This window comes from Streptomyces sp. NPDC058701 (assembly GCF_042715295.1).
Taxonomy (GTDB): domain Bacteria; phylum Actinomycetota; class Actinomycetes; order Streptomycetales; family Streptomycetaceae; genus Streptomyces.
This window is the reverse complement of the sequence record NZ_JBHXSY010000001.1, coordinates 265,347-279,732: the sequence shown is the minus strand read 5'-3', so window position 1 is coordinate 279,732 and position 14,386 is coordinate 265,347. Positions and strand designations below refer to the sequence as shown.

12 protein-coding genes are annotated in these 14,386 nt (G+C 71.0%); 11 read left to right on the top strand and 1 reads right to left on the bottom strand.

All coding sequences use genetic code 11. From position 1 onward, the window contains the following. Nucleotides 1–44: 44 nt before the first annotated feature. The 9 genes from ftsW (at nucleotide 45) to ACFWW8_RS01265 (ending at nucleotide 8,748) form a co-directional block, all read left to right on the top strand. Nucleotides 45–1,406, top strand: a complete 1,362-nt coding sequence (ftsW, locus tag ACFWW8_RS01305) for a putative lipid II flippase FtsW (RefSeq protein WP_386521965.1) — start codon at nucleotides 45–47, stop codon at nucleotides 1,404–1,406. 6 nt (nucleotides 1,407–1,412) lie between these two features. After that, complete coding sequence (gene murG / locus ACFWW8_RS01300; RefSeq protein WP_386521962.1) at nucleotides 1,413–2,507, top strand: undecaprenyldiphospho-muramoylpentapeptide beta-N-acetylglucosaminyltransferase; 1,095 nt, start codon at nucleotides 1,413–1,415, stop codon at nucleotides 2,505–2,507. Nucleotides 2,508–2,539: 32 nt separating this feature from the next. Next, nucleotides 2,540–3,385: a cell division protein FtsQ/DivIB gene (locus tag ACFWW8_RS01295; protein ID WP_386521960.1), complete on the top strand. Its 846-nt coding sequence runs from the start codon at nucleotides 2,540–2,542 to the stop codon at nucleotides 3,383–3,385. Between the two features lie 279 nt (nucleotides 3,386–3,664). Further along, nucleotides 3,665–4,870 (top strand): cell division protein FtsZ, encoded by a 1,206-nt coding sequence (gene ftsZ, locus ACFWW8_RS01290; RefSeq protein WP_386521957.1) that lies wholly within the window; start codon nucleotides 3,665–3,667, stop codon nucleotides 4,868–4,870. Between the two features lie 17 nt (nucleotides 4,871–4,887). Beyond that, a complete protein-coding gene (gene pgeF, locus ACFWW8_RS01285) occupies nucleotides 4,888–5,601 on the top strand; it encodes a peptidoglycan editing factor PgeF (RefSeq protein WP_386522227.1) in 714 nt (237 codons plus the stop codon). Beyond that, complete coding sequence (locus tag ACFWW8_RS01280) at nucleotides 5,602–6,321, top strand: YggS family pyridoxal phosphate-dependent enzyme (RefSeq protein WP_386521955.1); 720 nt, start codon at nucleotides 5,602–5,604, stop codon at nucleotides 6,319–6,321. It begins immediately after the preceding gene. Between the two features lie 149 nt (nucleotides 6,322–6,470). Beyond that, nucleotides 6,471–7,088: a cell division protein SepF gene (locus ACFWW8_RS01275; protein WP_386521952.1), complete on the top strand. Its 618-nt coding sequence runs from the start codon at nucleotides 6,471–6,473 to the stop codon at nucleotides 7,086–7,088. 60 nt (nucleotides 7,089–7,148) lie between these two features. Continuing rightward, complete coding sequence (locus ACFWW8_RS01270) at nucleotides 7,149–7,445, top strand: YggT family protein (RefSeq protein WP_007263603.1); 297 nt, start codon at nucleotides 7,149–7,151, stop codon at nucleotides 7,443–7,445. Nucleotides 7,446–7,527: 82 nt separating this feature from the next. Next, on the top strand, nucleotides 7,528–8,748 hold the full coding sequence (locus tag ACFWW8_RS01265) for a DivIVA domain-containing protein (RefSeq protein WP_386521950.1): 1,221 nt from the start codon (nucleotides 7,528–7,530) through the stop codon (nucleotides 8,746–8,748). 285 nt (nucleotides 8,749–9,033) lie between these two features. Here the strand turns inward: ACFWW8_RS01265 and ileS are convergent, their stop codons facing one another. Beyond that, nucleotides 9,034–12,180, bottom strand: coding sequence for an isoleucine--tRNA ligase (gene ileS / locus ACFWW8_RS01260; protein ID WP_386521947.1), 3,147 nt, complete (start codon nucleotides 12,178–12,180; stop codon nucleotides 9,034–9,036). 621 nt (nucleotides 12,181–12,801) lie between these two features. Between ileS and ACFWW8_RS01255 the strand changes: the two genes are divergently transcribed. Then, nucleotides 12,802–13,578 (top strand): TraR/DksA family transcriptional regulator, encoded by a 777-nt coding sequence (locus ACFWW8_RS01255; RefSeq protein WP_386521945.1) that lies wholly within the window; start codon nucleotides 12,802–12,804, stop codon nucleotides 13,576–13,578. 193 nt (nucleotides 13,579–13,771) lie between these two features. Further along, nucleotides 13,772–14,332, top strand: coding sequence for a signal peptidase II (lspA, locus tag ACFWW8_RS01250; RefSeq protein ID WP_386521942.1), 561 nt, complete (start codon nucleotides 13,772–13,774; stop codon nucleotides 14,330–14,332). Nucleotides 14,333–14,386 lie beyond the last annotated feature (54 nt).

Here is a 14,386-nt window from a genome sequence, read left to right as displayed (position 1 = left end):
CCGGCGGGCCGCTCGCGTCGTACGAGTGGAGGGGAAGATCACAGATGCCGGCCAAGCAGATGCTTCCGGGGCGGCGGCCTTCCGCCGCGAGGGCGCAGGGCCGCAAGCGCCCGGCGGCGGGCGCCGGGCGGTCCGCCGGACGCGGGCCGCTGGCCCGGTTCCGGCGCACGCAGGAGCAGGTGCGCAAGGCGTGGGACCGTCCCCTCACCGCGTATTACCTGATTTTCGGCAGCTCGCTGCTCATCACCGTGCTCGGCCTCGTGATGGTCTACTCGGCCTCCATGATCAAGGCGTTGCAGCTCGGGCTCGGTGACGCGTACTTCTTCAAGAAGCAGTTCCTGGCCGCCCTGATCGGCGCCTGCCTGCTGTTCGCCGCATCCCGCATGCCGGTCAAACTCCACCGGGCACTGTCCTATCCGGTGCTCGCCGGCACGCTCTTCCTGATGGCCCTGGTCCAGGTTCCCGGGATAGGGGTGTCGATCAACGGCAACCAGAACTGGATCTCCCTCGGCGGTCCGTTCATGTTGCAGCCCAGCGAGTTCGGCAAGCTGGCGCTGATCCTGTGGGGCGCCGACCTGCTCGCGCGCAAGGGCGACAAGAACCTGCTGAGCCAGTGGAAGCACCTGTTGGTGCCGCTGGTCCCGGTGGCGTTCCTGCTGCTCGGGCTGATCATGCTCGGCGGCGACATGGGCACCGCGATGATCCTCGGCGCCATCCTGTTCGGCCTGCTGTGGCTCGCGGGCGCCCCGACGCGGCTGTTCGTGGGGGTGCTGGCGTTCGCGGGTGTGATCGTCGCACTGCTCATCAAGACGAGCCCGCACCGGATGGACCGGCTGTCGTGCCTCGGGGCGACAGAACCGGGCAAGAACGACCTTTGCTGGCAGGCCGTGCACGGGATCTACGCCCTCGCCTCGGGCGGCTGGTTCGGTTCCGGGCTCGGGGCCAGTGTGGAGAAATGGGGACAACTACCCGAAGCCCACACCGACTTCATCTTCGCCATCACCGGGGAGGAACTGGGTCTGGCGGGCACGCTGTCGGTACTCGCCCTGTTCGCGGCCCTAGGCTATGCGGGTATCCGCGTGGCCGGACGCACGGAGGACTCCTTCGTACGGTTTGCCGCGGGAGGCGTGACCACCTGGATCACGGCGCAAGCCGTGATCAACATCGGTGCGGTGCTCGGCCTGCTGCCGATCGCCGGAGTCCCGCTCCCGCTGTTCTCCTACGGGGGGTCGGCCCTGCTGCCGACGATGTTCGCGGTCGGACTGCTCATCGCGTTCGCGCGGGAGGAGCCGGCGGCGCGCGCGGCCCTCGCGATGCGACAGCCGAAGACCGGCTGGCGGCGGACCGGGGTGAGATGGAAATCGATGAGACGGCGCGTCAAGAAGCGTCCGTCCGGAGAGCGGTGAATTTCGGTGCATGTCGTACTCGCCGGTGGGGGGACCGCCGGCCACATCGAGCCGGCGCTCGCCCTCGCGGACGCCCTGCGCAGGCAGGACCCTTCAGTGGGCATCACCGCCCTCGGCACGGAGCGCGGACTGGAGACCCGCCTGGTGCCGGAACGCGGTTACGAGCTGGGTCTGATCCCCGCCGTGCCGCTGCCCCGCAAGCCCACCCCGGAGCTGATCACGGTCCCCGGGCGGCTGCGCGGCACCATCAAGGCCGCGGAGGAGATCCTCATCCGCACCAAGGCCGACTGCGTCGTCGGCTTCGGCGGCTACGTGGCGCTGCCCGGTTACCTCGCGGCCAAGCGGCTCGGGGTGCCGATCATCGTCCACGAGGCCAACGCCCGGCCCGGACTGGCCAACAAGATCGGCTCCCGGTACGCCCACGCCGTCGCGGTCTCCACCCCCGACAGCAAGCTGCGCGGGGCCCGCTACGTCGGCATCCCGCTGCGCCGCACGATCTCCACCCTCGACCGGGCCGCCGTACGCCCCGAGGCGCGCGCCGCGTTCGGCCTGGACCCCAACCTGCCGACGCTGCTCGTCTCCGGCGGCTCGCAGGGCGCCCGCCGCCTCAACGAGGTGATCCAGGCGGTCGCTCCGACCCTCCAGCGCTCCGGGATCCAGATCCTGCACGCGGTGGGCCCGAAGAACGAACTGCCGCGTGTCGACAACATGCCCGGGATGCCGCCTTATGTGCCGGTACCGTACGTGGACCGGATGGATCTCGCGTACGCCGCCGCCGACATGATGCTGTGCCGCGCGGGCGCGATGACCGTCGCCGAACTGTCCGCCGTCGGGCTCCCGGCCGCCTACGTCCCGTTGCCGATCGGCAACGGCGAACAGCGGCTCAACGCCCAGCCGGTGGTCAAGGCCGGCGGCGGCCTGCTCGTGGACGACGCGGAGCTGACGCCCGAGTGGGTGCTCGGCCAGGTCCTGCCGGTGCTGTCCGACCCGCACCGCCTGTACGAGATGTCCCGCGCCGCCGGCGAGTTCGGCCGCCGGGACGCCGACGAGCTGCTGGTCGGCATGGTGTACGAGGCGATCGCGGCACACCGGGCCCGCTGAGGCGGGAACGCACAGACGCAGGAGGCACAGGAGTGGCCGGAGCTACGACCGCACAGCGCGGCACACCGGGTTCTGGCGGACCCTCCCGCAAGGGCCCCGGCTCTCCCGGGCGCCCCGGGCCCCCCAAGCCCCCCGCGTCGTCGCAGAGGTCCGGCCCGCGGGGCCCCGGCGGACGCCTGCGCCGGGGCCCCGTACTGGCCTGCCTGGTGGCCGGGGCGCTCCTCGCGGGGGGCGCCGCCTGGGTGCTCTACGGCTCCTCCTGGCTCCGCGTCGAGAGGGTCACCGCCGCCGGCACGGACGTGCTCACGCCCGAGCAGGTCCTGGCCGCCGCGGCGGTGCCGGTCGGCGCACCCCTGGTGAGCGTGGACACCGACGAGATCGAAAACCGCGTCAGGGGCCGCCTGCCGCGTATCGATTCGGTCGATGTCGTACGGGCCTGGCCGCACGGAATCGGGCTGAAAGTGACGGAACGCAAACCCGTCCTGCTCATCAAAAAGGGCGCCGACTTCGTGGAAGTGGACGCTTCGGGTGTGCGATTCGACACGGTTCCGAAAGCACCCGGGGGTGTTCCGGTGCTTGAATTGAACGCGGCCGGCTCGCCGAGCGCCCGCCGTTTCGACGAGGAGCGGCTGCTCCAGGAGGCCGTGCTCGTCGCCGGATCGCTCCCCGGACCGGTGGCCGCGGAGACCCTGCAGGTCAAGGTGGGTTCGTACGACTCGGTCGTGCTGGAGCTGACCCGGGGGCGCACCGTGGCCTGGGGGAGCGGCGAACAGAGTGACGCGAAGGGGCGTGCGCTGACCGCTTTGTTGAAAGCCGCGCCCAAGGCCGATCACTTCGACGTGACCGTCCCCACCGCCCCTGCTGTGTCCGGGAGTTGACGTCGGGTCCAACACCGACGCACCCTGGTTGGCCAGCGATACGGGTGATCACATAGGGTGAAAAGAAAAACGGGAGGTTCGGCGTGTTCGTTGAACACGCGCTACTTGTCGACTTAGTGTCCTGTTCGGAAGAGTCCGAGGAACAGACACACCCCTAACCCTAAACTTCAGGGTGAGGGTTCGGGTCGGCGCGTTCGAACCGTCCCTATTTCGGCATCAGTCGTCGCACCGCAGGCCCGCGAGGCGGCGACACGTAACTCGAGGCGAGAGGCCTTCGACGTGGCAGCACCGCAGAACTACCTCGCAGTCATCAAGGTCATCGGTGTCGGCGGCGGTGGTGTCAATGCCATCAACCGAATGATCGAGGTCGGTCTCAAGGGCGTCGAGTTCATCGCCATCAACACGGACGCCCAGGCGCTGTTGATGAGCGACGCCGACGTCAAGCTCGACGTCGGCCGCGAACTCACCCGGGGCCTCGGCGCCGGCGCCAATCCGGCCGTCGGTCGCAAGGCGGCAGAGGACCACCGTGAGGAGATCGAGGAGGTCCTCAAGGGGGCCGACATGGTCTTCGTCACCGCCGGTGAGGGCGGCGGCACCGGCACCGGCGGCGCACCCGTCGTGGCCAACATCGCGCGCTCCCTGGGCGCCCTGACGATCGGTGTGGTCACCCGCCCGTTCACCTTCGAGGGCAGGCGCCGTGCGAACCAGGCGGAGGACGGCATCGCCGAGCTCCGCGAAGAGGTCGACACCCTCATCGTCATCCCCAATGACCGGCTGCTGTCCATCTCGGACCGCCAGGTCAGCGTGCTGGACGCCTTCAAGTCGGCCGACCAGGTCCTGCTGTCGGGCGTCCAGGGCATCACCGACCTCATCACCACTCCGGGTCTGATCAACCTCGACTTCGCCGACGTCAAGTCCGTGATGTCCGAGGCTGGCTCGGCCCTGATGGGCATCGGCTCGGCCCGCGGCGACGACCGCGCGGTGGCCGCGGCCGAGATGGCGATCTCCTCGCCGCTGCTGGAGGCGTCCATCGACGGCGCCCGCGGTGTGCTGCTCTCCATCTCCGGTGGCTCGGACCTCGGTCTCTTCGAGATCAACGAGGCCGCGCAGCTGGTGAGCGAGGCCGCGCACCCCGAGGCGAACATCATCTTCGGTGCCGTCATCGACGACGCGCTCGGCGACGAGGTGCGGGTCACCGTCATCGCGGCCGGGTTCGACGGCGGACAGCCCCCGGCCCGCCGGGACAACGTGATCGGCGCCGCGTCCACGAAGCGCGAGGAGCCGGCCCCCGCGCCGGTCCGCTCGGTGGAGCCGGCCCGTCCGGCCTTCGGCGGCCTCGGCTCGGTCACCCCGCGCGAAGAGCCCCCGGCCCCGGTCGAGCCGGCCCCGGTCGAGGTCCAGGCCCCCGCGCCGCAGGTCCCGACGGCCCGGCCGTACCAGGACAGCCCGGCCGAGGAACTGGATGTCCCGGACTTCTTGAAGTGACATCGGAGCAGCACCACGTGGGCGGCGCCCACTTCGCCTTCACCGACCGGTGGGGCGGAGTGAGCGCCGTTCCGTACGAAGAGCTCAACCTCGGCGGCGCGGTCGGAGACGACCCTGCCGCCGTTCTGGCGAACCGGGCACGGGCGGTGGGATCCCTGGGCATCGAGCCGGAGCGGGTGGTCTGGATGAACCAGGTGCACGGCCGGGACGTCGCGGTGGTGGACGGACCGTGGGGGGCCGGTACGGACATCCCCTGCGTGGACGCCGTGGTGACCGCCCGTCGGGGGCTCGCCCTCGCCGTGCTCACCGCCGATTGCACGCCGGTCCTGCTGGCCGACCCCGTCGCCGGGGTCGTGGGGGCCGCGCACGCCGGACGGCCGGGGCTGGTCGCCGGGGTGGTGCCCGCCGCCGTCGAGGCGATGGTGGCCCTCGGGGCCGAGCCGGGGCGGATCACCGCCCGTACCGGACCCGCGGTCTGCGGCCGTTGCTACGAGGTGCCGGCCGGGATGCGGGACGAGGTCGCCGCGGTGGTGCCGGCCGCCCGCGCCGAGACGAGCTGGGGCACGCCGGCCGTCGACGTGGTCGCCGGAGTCCACGCCCAGCTCGCGGAGGCGGGGGTGATGGAGAGTCGCCGATCCCCGGTCTGCACACTGGAGTCGCGGGACCACTTCTCGTACCGCCGCGACCGGGTGACCGGGCGGCTTGCCGGATATGTCTGGTTGGACCAATAAATGACGGACCGTGAGTCGGAGCTCGCCGAGAACCTGGCGCGGGTGCGGGAACGCATCGCGTCCGCCTGTGCGGCGGCGGGGCGCGGGCGGGACGAGGTGACCCTCATCGTGGTCACCAAGACCTACCCCGCGAGTGACGTACGGCTGCTGGCGGACCTGGGCGTCCGTCATGTGGCGGAGAATCGCGACCAGGACGCGGCCCCCAAGGCCGCGGCCTGCGCGGACCTGCCGCTCACCTGGCACTTCGTCGGCCAGTTGCAGACCAACAAAGTCCGTTCCGTGGCGGGATACGCGCACCTGGTGCAGTCGGTCGACCGGCCGAAGCTCGTGACGGCCCTGTCCGCGGCCGCCGCGAACGCGGGCCGGGAGATCGGCTGCCTCGTACAGGTCGCCCTCGACGCCGAGTCGGGCGGACGGGGTGCCCGCGGGGGCGCCGCACCGGAGCAGCTCGCGGAGTTGGCGGACCTCGTGGCCGGATCGCCCGGACTGCGGATCGACGGGCTGATGACCGTCGCCCCGCTGACCGGTCCGTACGCGGGGCGCGAACAGGCCGCTTTCGAGCGGCTGGTGGAATTGTCATCCCGGCTGCGCGCGGACCATCCGACTGCCACGATGGTCTCGGCGGGGATGAGCGCGGACCTGGAACAGGCCGTGGCGGCCGGTGCGACACATGTACGCGTCGGCACTGCGGTACTCGGCGCGAGACCCCGGCTCGGGTAACGTCGCGAAGAAAGTCGGACCACAGCAGAAAATATGGTCATTCCCGCTGATGGGCGGGCAGACCACGTGGATCGCGGGCAGTTGGTGACATTCGTGACACGGCGGCACCTGCGACAGGGCGATCCACCACAGAGCGGAGGACTCAGAGAATGGCCGGCGCGATGCGCAAGATGGCGGTCTACCTCGGCCTCGTGGAGGACGACCGGTACGACAACCCGGGGTACGACCCCGACGACGAGTTCGAGCCCGAGCCGGAACCCGAGCGGGCCCGAGAGCGGGACCGCCGACAGCAGCCAGTTCACCAAGCGCCCGTATCGGACGAACCGGTACGAGTCGCACAGCCACCGGCGCAGCGGGAACCCATCCCAATTCCGGTTGAAAACGGACGTCCTGCGCGAATCGCCCCCGTGGCATCCATCACACCCGATCGCTCGAACCTGGAGAAGAACGCCCCCGTGATCATGCCCAAGGTCGTCTCCGAGCGGGAGCCGTACCGCATCACGACGCTGCACCCCCGGACCTACAACGAGGCCCGTACCATCGGGGAACACTTCCGTGAGGGCACTCCGGTGATCATGAATCTCACGGAGATGGACGACACGGATGCGAAGCGTCTCGTGGACTTCGCCGCCGGTCTCGTCTTCGGTCTGCACGGCAGCATTGAACGGGTGACACAGAAGGTGTTCCTGCTGTCGCCTGCTAACGTCGATGTCACGGCGGAGGACAAGGCCCGCATCGCGGAGGGCGGGTTCTTCAACCAAAGCTAGACCGATCCGTCAGATACGGGACCGGGAACAGAGCGGAAGCAGGGGAGAGGGAAGCGCGGGATGGGTGTCGCACTACAGGTCGTCTACATCGCGCTGATGTGCTTCCTCATCGTGCTGATCTTCCGGCTGGTCATGGACTACGTGTTCCAGTTCGCACGTTCATGGGCACCCGGCAAGGCGATGGTGGTCGTTTTGGAGGCCACCTACACTGTCACCGATCCACCGCTCAAGCTTCTTCGGCGTTTCATCCCGCCGTTGCGTCTCGGGGGCGTGGCACTCGACCTGTCCTTCTTCGTTCTGATGATCATCGTTTACATCCTCATCAGTTTCGTGAGCACCGCTGCGAGAAGCGTGTGAACGATGTGCTCCCCCGCAGGCGCGGGGACAGTCCCGATACGGTCTTGCCGACTGCCGACGACTACGTAGAGGTGAAGAAGACATGCCGCTGACCCCCGAGGACGTGCGGAACAAGCAGTTCACGACCGTCCGCCTCCGAGAAGGCTATGACGAGGACGAGGTCGATGCCTTCCTCGACGAGGTCGAGTCCGAACTGACGCGCCTGCTGCGCGAGAACGAGGACCTGCGCGCCAAGCTGGCCGCCGCCACGCGTGCCGCCGCGCAGAACCAGCAGCAGCAAGGCATGCGCAAGCCGGAACCCCAGGACCAGCGAGGCCCCGGCGCCCCCGTGCCCGCGGCCATATCCGGCCCGCCGCAGCAGCAGCAGCCCCAGATGGGCCCGCCCCAGCTGCCGGGCGGCCAGCCGCAGCTGCCGCCGGGCCCCGGCGGGAACGGACCGCAGGGTCCGGGCCCGATGGGCGGCCCCATGCAGCAGCACCCCATGGGCGGACCGCAGGGCATGGGCCAGCAGTCCATGCAGCAGCAGCAGCAGCAACAGCAGCAGCAGTCGATGGGCGGCCAGAACCCGCTCGGCCAGCCGATGGGCCAGCAGATGCAGCCCATGGGGCAGCAGATGCAGCCGATGGGGCAGCAGATGCAGCCCATGGGCCAGCCGATGCACCAGCAGCAGCACCAGCAGCAGAGCCCCGGTGGCGACAGCGCCGCCCGCGTCCTGTCGCTGGCGCAGCAGACCGCCGACCAGGCGATCGCGGAGGCCCGTTCCGAGGCCAACAAGATCGTCGGCGAGGCCCGGTCGCGCGCCGAGGGCCTGGAGCGGGACGCCCGCGCCAAGGCCGACGCGCTGGAGCGGGACGCGCAGGAGAAGCACCGCGTCGCGATGGGCTCCCTGGAGTCCGCCCGCGCCACGCTGGAGCGCAAGGTCGAGGACCTGCGCGGCTTCGAGCGCGAGTACCGCACGCGTCTGAAGTCCTACCTGGAGTCCCAGCTGCGTCAGCTGGAGACCCAGGCCGACGACTCGCTGGCCCCGCCGCGCAACCCGGGCGCCCCCTCGCTTCCGCCGTCGCCGTCGCCCTCGATGGCTCCGGCCGGTGCGATGGGCCACTCCATGGGAGGCCCGTCGCTGGGCGGCCCGTCCCCCATGGGCGGTCCCTCCCCGATGGGTGCCCCGTCCTACGGCGGCAACCAGCAGCAGATGTCCCCGGCGATGACCCAGCCGATGGCTCCGGTGCGGCCGGCCGCGCCGCAGCCGATGCAGGCGCCGTCTCCCATGCGGGGCTTCCTGATCGACGAGGACGACAACTAGGCGCCGCGTTCGGCGTCGGCAGTCGCTTCACGGGCCGGGCCCGGTTCCCCTTCGGGGGCACCGGGCCCGGCCCGTTCCGCGTGTGCCGAAGCCGGGGCCGGTGGCGCTGCCGGTGTGGGGGCCGCTGTCGTCGGGGGGTGCGGGTCACGGCCCGGGGCTCCGCCCCGGACCCCATGCCTCCAACGCCGGGAGTGCCGCCGGGTGGGAGGGGCAACCCGGGAGACGGGAGCGGCCCGTACCCCCCGGAGGGGAGGTACGGGCCGCTGGGGCGGGGCGGGGGTGGGGTTATGCCTTGCGGAGGCGGAACGTCAGGGACAGGGGCTCGTCCGTGAAGGGGTCGCCGTACGTGGCGTCCGCCTCGCCGGAGGCGAAGTCCACGGCCAGCACCTCGTCCGCGATCAGGGCCGCGTGGTCGGACAGCGCCGTCACGACCTCCGCGTCCGGCGAGGACCACCGCAGGGCGATCCGGTCCGCCACGTCCAGACCGGAGTTCTTGCGGGCCTCCTGGATCAGGCGGATCGCGTCACGGGCCAGGCCCGCCAGCCGCAGCTCGGGGGTGATCTCCAGGTCCAGGGCGACCGTCGCCCCGGAGTCGGAGGCGACCGACCAGCCCTCGCGCGGGGTCTCGGTGATGATGACCTCCTCCGGAGTGAGGGCCACCGTCTCGCCGTTCACCTCGACCTCGGCGGAGCCGGACCGCAGGGCCAGGGACAGCGCCGCCGCGTCGGCGGCGGCCACCGCCTTCGCCACGTCCTGCACGCCCTTGCCGAACCGCTTGCCCAGTGCGCGGAAGTTGGCCTTCGCCGTCGTGTCCACCAGGGACCCGCCGACCTCCGACAGGGAGGCCAGGGAGGAGACGTTCAGCTCCTCGGTGATCTGGGACCGCAGCTCGGGGGACAGGGCGTCGAAGCCCGTGACCCCGACCAGCGCGCGCGACAGCGGCTGGCGGGTCTTCACGCCCGACTCCGCGCGGGTGGCGCGGCCCAGCTCGACCAGGCGGCGCACCAGCTGCATGTGGCGGGAGAGCTCGGGGTCGACCTGCCCGGCGTCCGACTCCGGCCAGGAGCTGAGGTGCACGGATTCCGGCGCCTCCGGGGTGACCGGGACGATCATGTCCTGCCAGACCCGCTCGGTGATGAAGGGGGTCAGCGGGGCCATCAGGCGGGTCACCGTCTCCACCACGTCGTGGAGGGTGCGCAGCGCGGCCGCGTCACCCTGCCAGAAGCGGCGGCGCGAGCGGCGGACGTACCAGTTGGAGAGGTCGTCGACGAACGCGGACAGCAGCTTGCCGGCGCGCTGGGTGTCGTACGACTCCATAGCCCCCGTCACCTCGGCGACGAGGGTGTTCAGTTCGGACAGCAGCCACCGGTCGAGCACTGTGCGGTCGGCCGGCGCCGGGTCGGCCGCGGACGGGGCCCAGTTCGCCGTACGGGCGTACAGCGCCTGGAAGGCCACCGTGTTCCAGTACGTGAGGAGGGTCTTGCGCACGACCTCCTGGATCGTGCCGTGGCCGACGCGGCGCGCCGCCCACGGGGAGCCGCCCGCCGCCATGAACCAGCGGACGGCGTCCGCGCCGTGCTGGTCCATCAGCGGGATGGGCTGCAGGATGTTGCCCAGGTGCTTGGACATCTTGCGGCCGTCCTCGGCGAGGATGTGGCCGAGGCAGACCACGTTCTCGTACGCGGACTTGTCGAAGACGAGGGTGCCGACCGCCATGAGGGTGTAGAACCACCCGCGGGTCTGGTCGATGGCCTCCGAGATGAACTGCGCCGGGTAGCGCTTCTCGAAGACCTCCTTGTTCTTGTACGGGTAGCCCCACTGTGCGAACGGCATCGAACCCGAGTCGTACCAGGCGTCGATGACCTCCGGGACGCGGACGGCCTCCAGCGCGCAGCCCTCGTGGGTGCAGGTGAAGGTGACGTCGTCGATGTACGGCCGGTGCGGGTCCAGTGCCGACTGGTCGGTGCCCGTCAGCTCGGTCAGCTCGGCGCGGGAGCCGACGCAGGTGAGGTGGTTCTCCTCGCAGCGCCAGATCGGCAGCGGGGTGCCCCAGTAGCGGTTGCGGGACAGCGCCCAGTCGATGTTGTTGTTGAGCCAGTCGCCGAAGCGGCCCTGCTTGACGGAGTCCGGGAACCAGTTGGTCTTCTCGTTCTCCCGCAGCATCGCGTCCTTGACGGCGGTGGTGCGGACGTACCAGGACGGCTGCGCGTAGTACAGCAGCGCCGTGTGGCAGCGCCAGCAGTGCGGGTAGCTGTGCTCGTACGCGATGTGCTTGAAGAGCAGGCCGCGCGCGTCGAGGTCGGCGGTCAGCTTCTCGTCGGCCTTCTTGAAGAAGACGCCGCCGACGAGCGGTACGTCCTCCTCGAAGGTGCCGTCGGGGCGGACCGGGTTCACGACGGGCAGCCCGTACGCGCGGCAGACCGCGAGGTCGTCGGCGCCGAAGGCGGGGGACTGGTGGACGAGACCGGTGCCGTCCTCGGTCGTGACGTACTCGGCGTTGACGACGTAGTGCGCCGGCTCCGGGAACTCGACCAGGGAGAACGGACGCTCGTACGTCCAGCGCTCCATCTCCTTGCCGGTGAAGGACGCGCCGGTGGCCGTCCAGCCCTCGCCGAGGGACTTCTCCAGCAGCGGCTCGGCGACGACCACCGTCTCGGTGCCGTCGGTGGCCACGACGTAGCGGACCTCCGGGTGCGCCGCGACGGCGGTGTTGGACACCAGGGTCCAGGGGGTCGTCGTCCAGACGAGGAGGGCCGCCTCGCCCGCGAGCGGGCCGGAGGTCAGCGGGAAGCGGACGTAGACCGAGGGGTCGACGACCGTCTCGTAGCCCTGGGCCAGCTCGTGGTCCGAGAGGCCGGTGCCGCAGCGGGGGCACCAGGGGGCGACGCGGTGGTCCTGGGTGAGCAGACCCTTGTTGAAGATCTCCTTCAGCGACCACCACACGGACTCGACGTACTCGGGGTCCATGGTCCGGTAGGCGTCGTCCAGGTCGACCCAGTAGCCCATGCGGGTCGTGAGCTCGGTGAACGCGTCGGTGTGGCGGGTCACGGACTCGCGGCACTTGGCGTTGAACTCGGCGATGCCGTACGCCTCGATGTCCTGCTTGCCGTTGAAACCGAGCTCCTTCTCGACGGCGAGCTCGACGGGCAGGCCGTGGCAGTCCCAGCCGGCCTTGCGGGCCACGTGGTAGCCGCGCATCGTGCGGAACCGGGGGAAGACGTCCTTGAAGACGCGCGCCTCGATGTGGTGGGCGCCGGGCATGCCGTTCGCGGTGGGCGGGCCCTCGTAGAAGACCCACTCGGGGCGGCCCTCGGACTGCTCCAGGGTCTTGGCGAAGGTCTTGCTCTCGCGCCAGAAGTCGAGGACGGCGTGTTCGAGGGCGGGCAGGTCGACCTGGGCGGGTACCGGGCGGTACTGCGGCGGTGTGGTCATGAGGCTGAACTCTTCCTCCGGCGGGATGTCACTTCCGTCCGGAGGGACGAGGGCCGTCACGGCTCCCGCGGTACCACCCTCCTTGGCCCCCGGACAGGTCCGACGGCCCCCTCATTGGGGTGCGAAGCCGGTTCTACTCGCCGTACCCGACCCGGGGGCTGCGTACGGCTTTCTTCCGGCGGCTCCGGGGTGATCCTTCACGTCGCGCTCGCCCCCGGGCTCTCACCGTCCCCGGGTCGCTCCTGGCTGCGTCCGACGCTACTCGTCCCCATCCATGCCTCTCGCTGGGGCCAGTGTACGGGCCGGGGGCGAGGTCGGCCGACCGGTTTGCGGGGGCGCGCGGGGAGGCCGCCCGGGCCGGCGCCGCGGGGGCGCCGGGAGGTGTGCCGCGCGGGGGCGGTGCGGGGGTCCCGGGCCGGCGCGCGGGTGACCCGGACGGGCCGACGCGCCGGTACGGGATCCAGCGGCGTGCGAGCGGCGGATTACCGGGCTGCCGGGCGGGCACAACGGTTTCAGGTCGGCCACGAAGGAGCCCGCTCCCGTTGCCGCGGGGCCGGAGTCGATTTATCGTTCCGGCACGATTCGCGAGCAATGATCACAGTATGTGAAGGGGCCGCGGCCATGGTGGCGAAGAAAACCGCCGGGAGTACAGCCAAGAGGGCCGCCGGGAAGGCCGCGGCGGTCGAGGACGCGGCTCCGGCCGGGAAGAAGACCGCCGCCCGGAAGACCGCTGCCCGGAAGACCGCCGCCGCCACGAAGGCGACCGCGGGGAAGACGTCCCCGGCCCGGGCCGGGGACGGGGACGCCGCCGACGAGACGGGTGCCGTCGAGAAGCGGAAGGCCACGGCCAAGCCGGCCGCGGCCGAGGGGGCGGCGCATGCCGCGAAGAAGACGGGAGTCCGCAAAGTGGTTGCCAAGAAGAGCACCGGTACGGCGAGGAAGACGGCGGAGGCCGCCACCAGCGGGCTGCCGAAGACACGCGTCACCGAGATCACCGCGCCGGGCGAGCTCGCCGTACGGCCCGGCGAGGACCCGTGGACGCAGGGCGAGGTCGACGAGGCGCGCACCGAGCTGATGAGCGAGGTGCTGCGGCTGCGCGCCGAGCTGGACGCCTCCGAGGCGGCCATCTCGGGGCTGATGCGGGACTCCGGCGACGGCGCGGGCGACGACCAGGCCGACACGGGCACCAAGAACATCACCCGGGAGTCCGAGCTGGCCCTCGCGGCGAACGCCATCTCGATGCTGGAACAGACCGAGCGGGCCCTGGAGCGGCTGGAGGCGGGCACCTACGGCCTGTGCGAGAACTGCGGGCAGCCCATCGGGAAGGCCAGGATGCAGGCCTTCCCCCGGGCCACCCTGTGCGTGGACTGCAAGCAGAAGCAGGAGCGGCGGCATTAGGGAGCGGCGGCACCGGGGCCCGGCCCCGGCCCCGCCGTTCCCGGAGCGGGCTGCGCGGGCGGGCGGGAGCAGGTCGAGGGGGCGCCGGGAGGGCGCCCGGAGGGGGCTCTGACGTACCCTCGTGTTCGGTCAGGGTCCAGGAACCTGGCGGAGCTGTGTCGCAACCTGGTTCGAGCTAGTTCGAGGGACTCACGTGGCAGAGGCGGAGCGCATCATCGGTACGCCGGAGGTCGGGGACGACTCCCAGCCGGAGTCCGCGGAGCCCAGGGGGCACCGGCGGATCGTGGCACTGCTCGTCGTGGCGACGCTCGCCTACGTGCTGGACCTCGGCAGCAAGCTGCTCGTCGTGGCGAAGCTGGAGCACCAGCCGCCGATCGAGATCATCGGCGACCTGCTGAAGTTCGAGGCGGTCCGCAACCCGGGCGCCGCCTTCGGCTTCGGCGAGGCCTTCACGATCATCTTCACCTGTATCGCGGCCAGCGTGATCGTCGTGATCGTGCGGCTGGCCCGCAAGCTCTACAGCCTGCCGTGGGCGATCGCGCTGGGCCTGCTGCTCGGCGGCGCCCTGGGCAACCTGACCGACCGGATCTTCCGCTCGCCGGGCGTGTTCCGCGGGGCGGTCGTCGACTTCATCGCGCCGGCGCACTTCGCGGTCTTCAACCTCGCCGACTCGGCGATCGTGTGCGGAGGCATCCTGATCGTGCTGCTGTCGTTCCGGGGCCTGGACCCGGACGGCACCGTCCACAAGGACTGATCGCGGGGCCGCTCGCGAGGCCGCTCGCGGGAGGGCCCGTCTGCCGAGTCCTGC

Excerpts from the sequence above, each read along its gene's own strand:
- ftsW (WP_386521965.1), top strand. The coding sequence starts at position 45 with ATGCCGGCCAAGCAGATGCTTCCGGGGCGGCGGCCTTCCGCCGCGAGG.
- ACFWW8_RS01280 (WP_386521955.1), top strand. The coding sequence starts at position 5,602 with ATGACGGACCGTGAGTCGGAGCTCGCCGAGAACCTGGCGCGGGTGCGG.
- ACFWW8_RS01275 (WP_386521952.1), top strand. The coding sequence starts at position 6,471 with ATGGCCGGCGCGATGCGCAAGATGGCGGTCTACCTCGGCCTCGTGGAG.
- ACFWW8_RS01270 (WP_007263603.1), top strand. The coding sequence starts at position 7,149 with ATGGGTGTCGCACTACAGGTCGTCTACATCGCGCTGATGTGCTTCCTC.
- ACFWW8_RS01265 (WP_386521950.1), top strand. The coding sequence starts at position 7,528 with ATGCCGCTGACCCCCGAGGACGTGCGGAACAAGCAGTTCACGACCGTC.
- ileS (WP_386521947.1), bottom strand. The coding sequence starts at position 12,180 with ATGACCACACCGCCGCAGTACCGCCCGGTACCCGCCCAGGTCGACCTG.
- ACFWW8_RS01255 (WP_386521945.1), top strand. The coding sequence starts at position 12,802 with ATGGTGGCGAAGAAAACCGCCGGGAGTACAGCCAAGAGGGCCGCCGGG.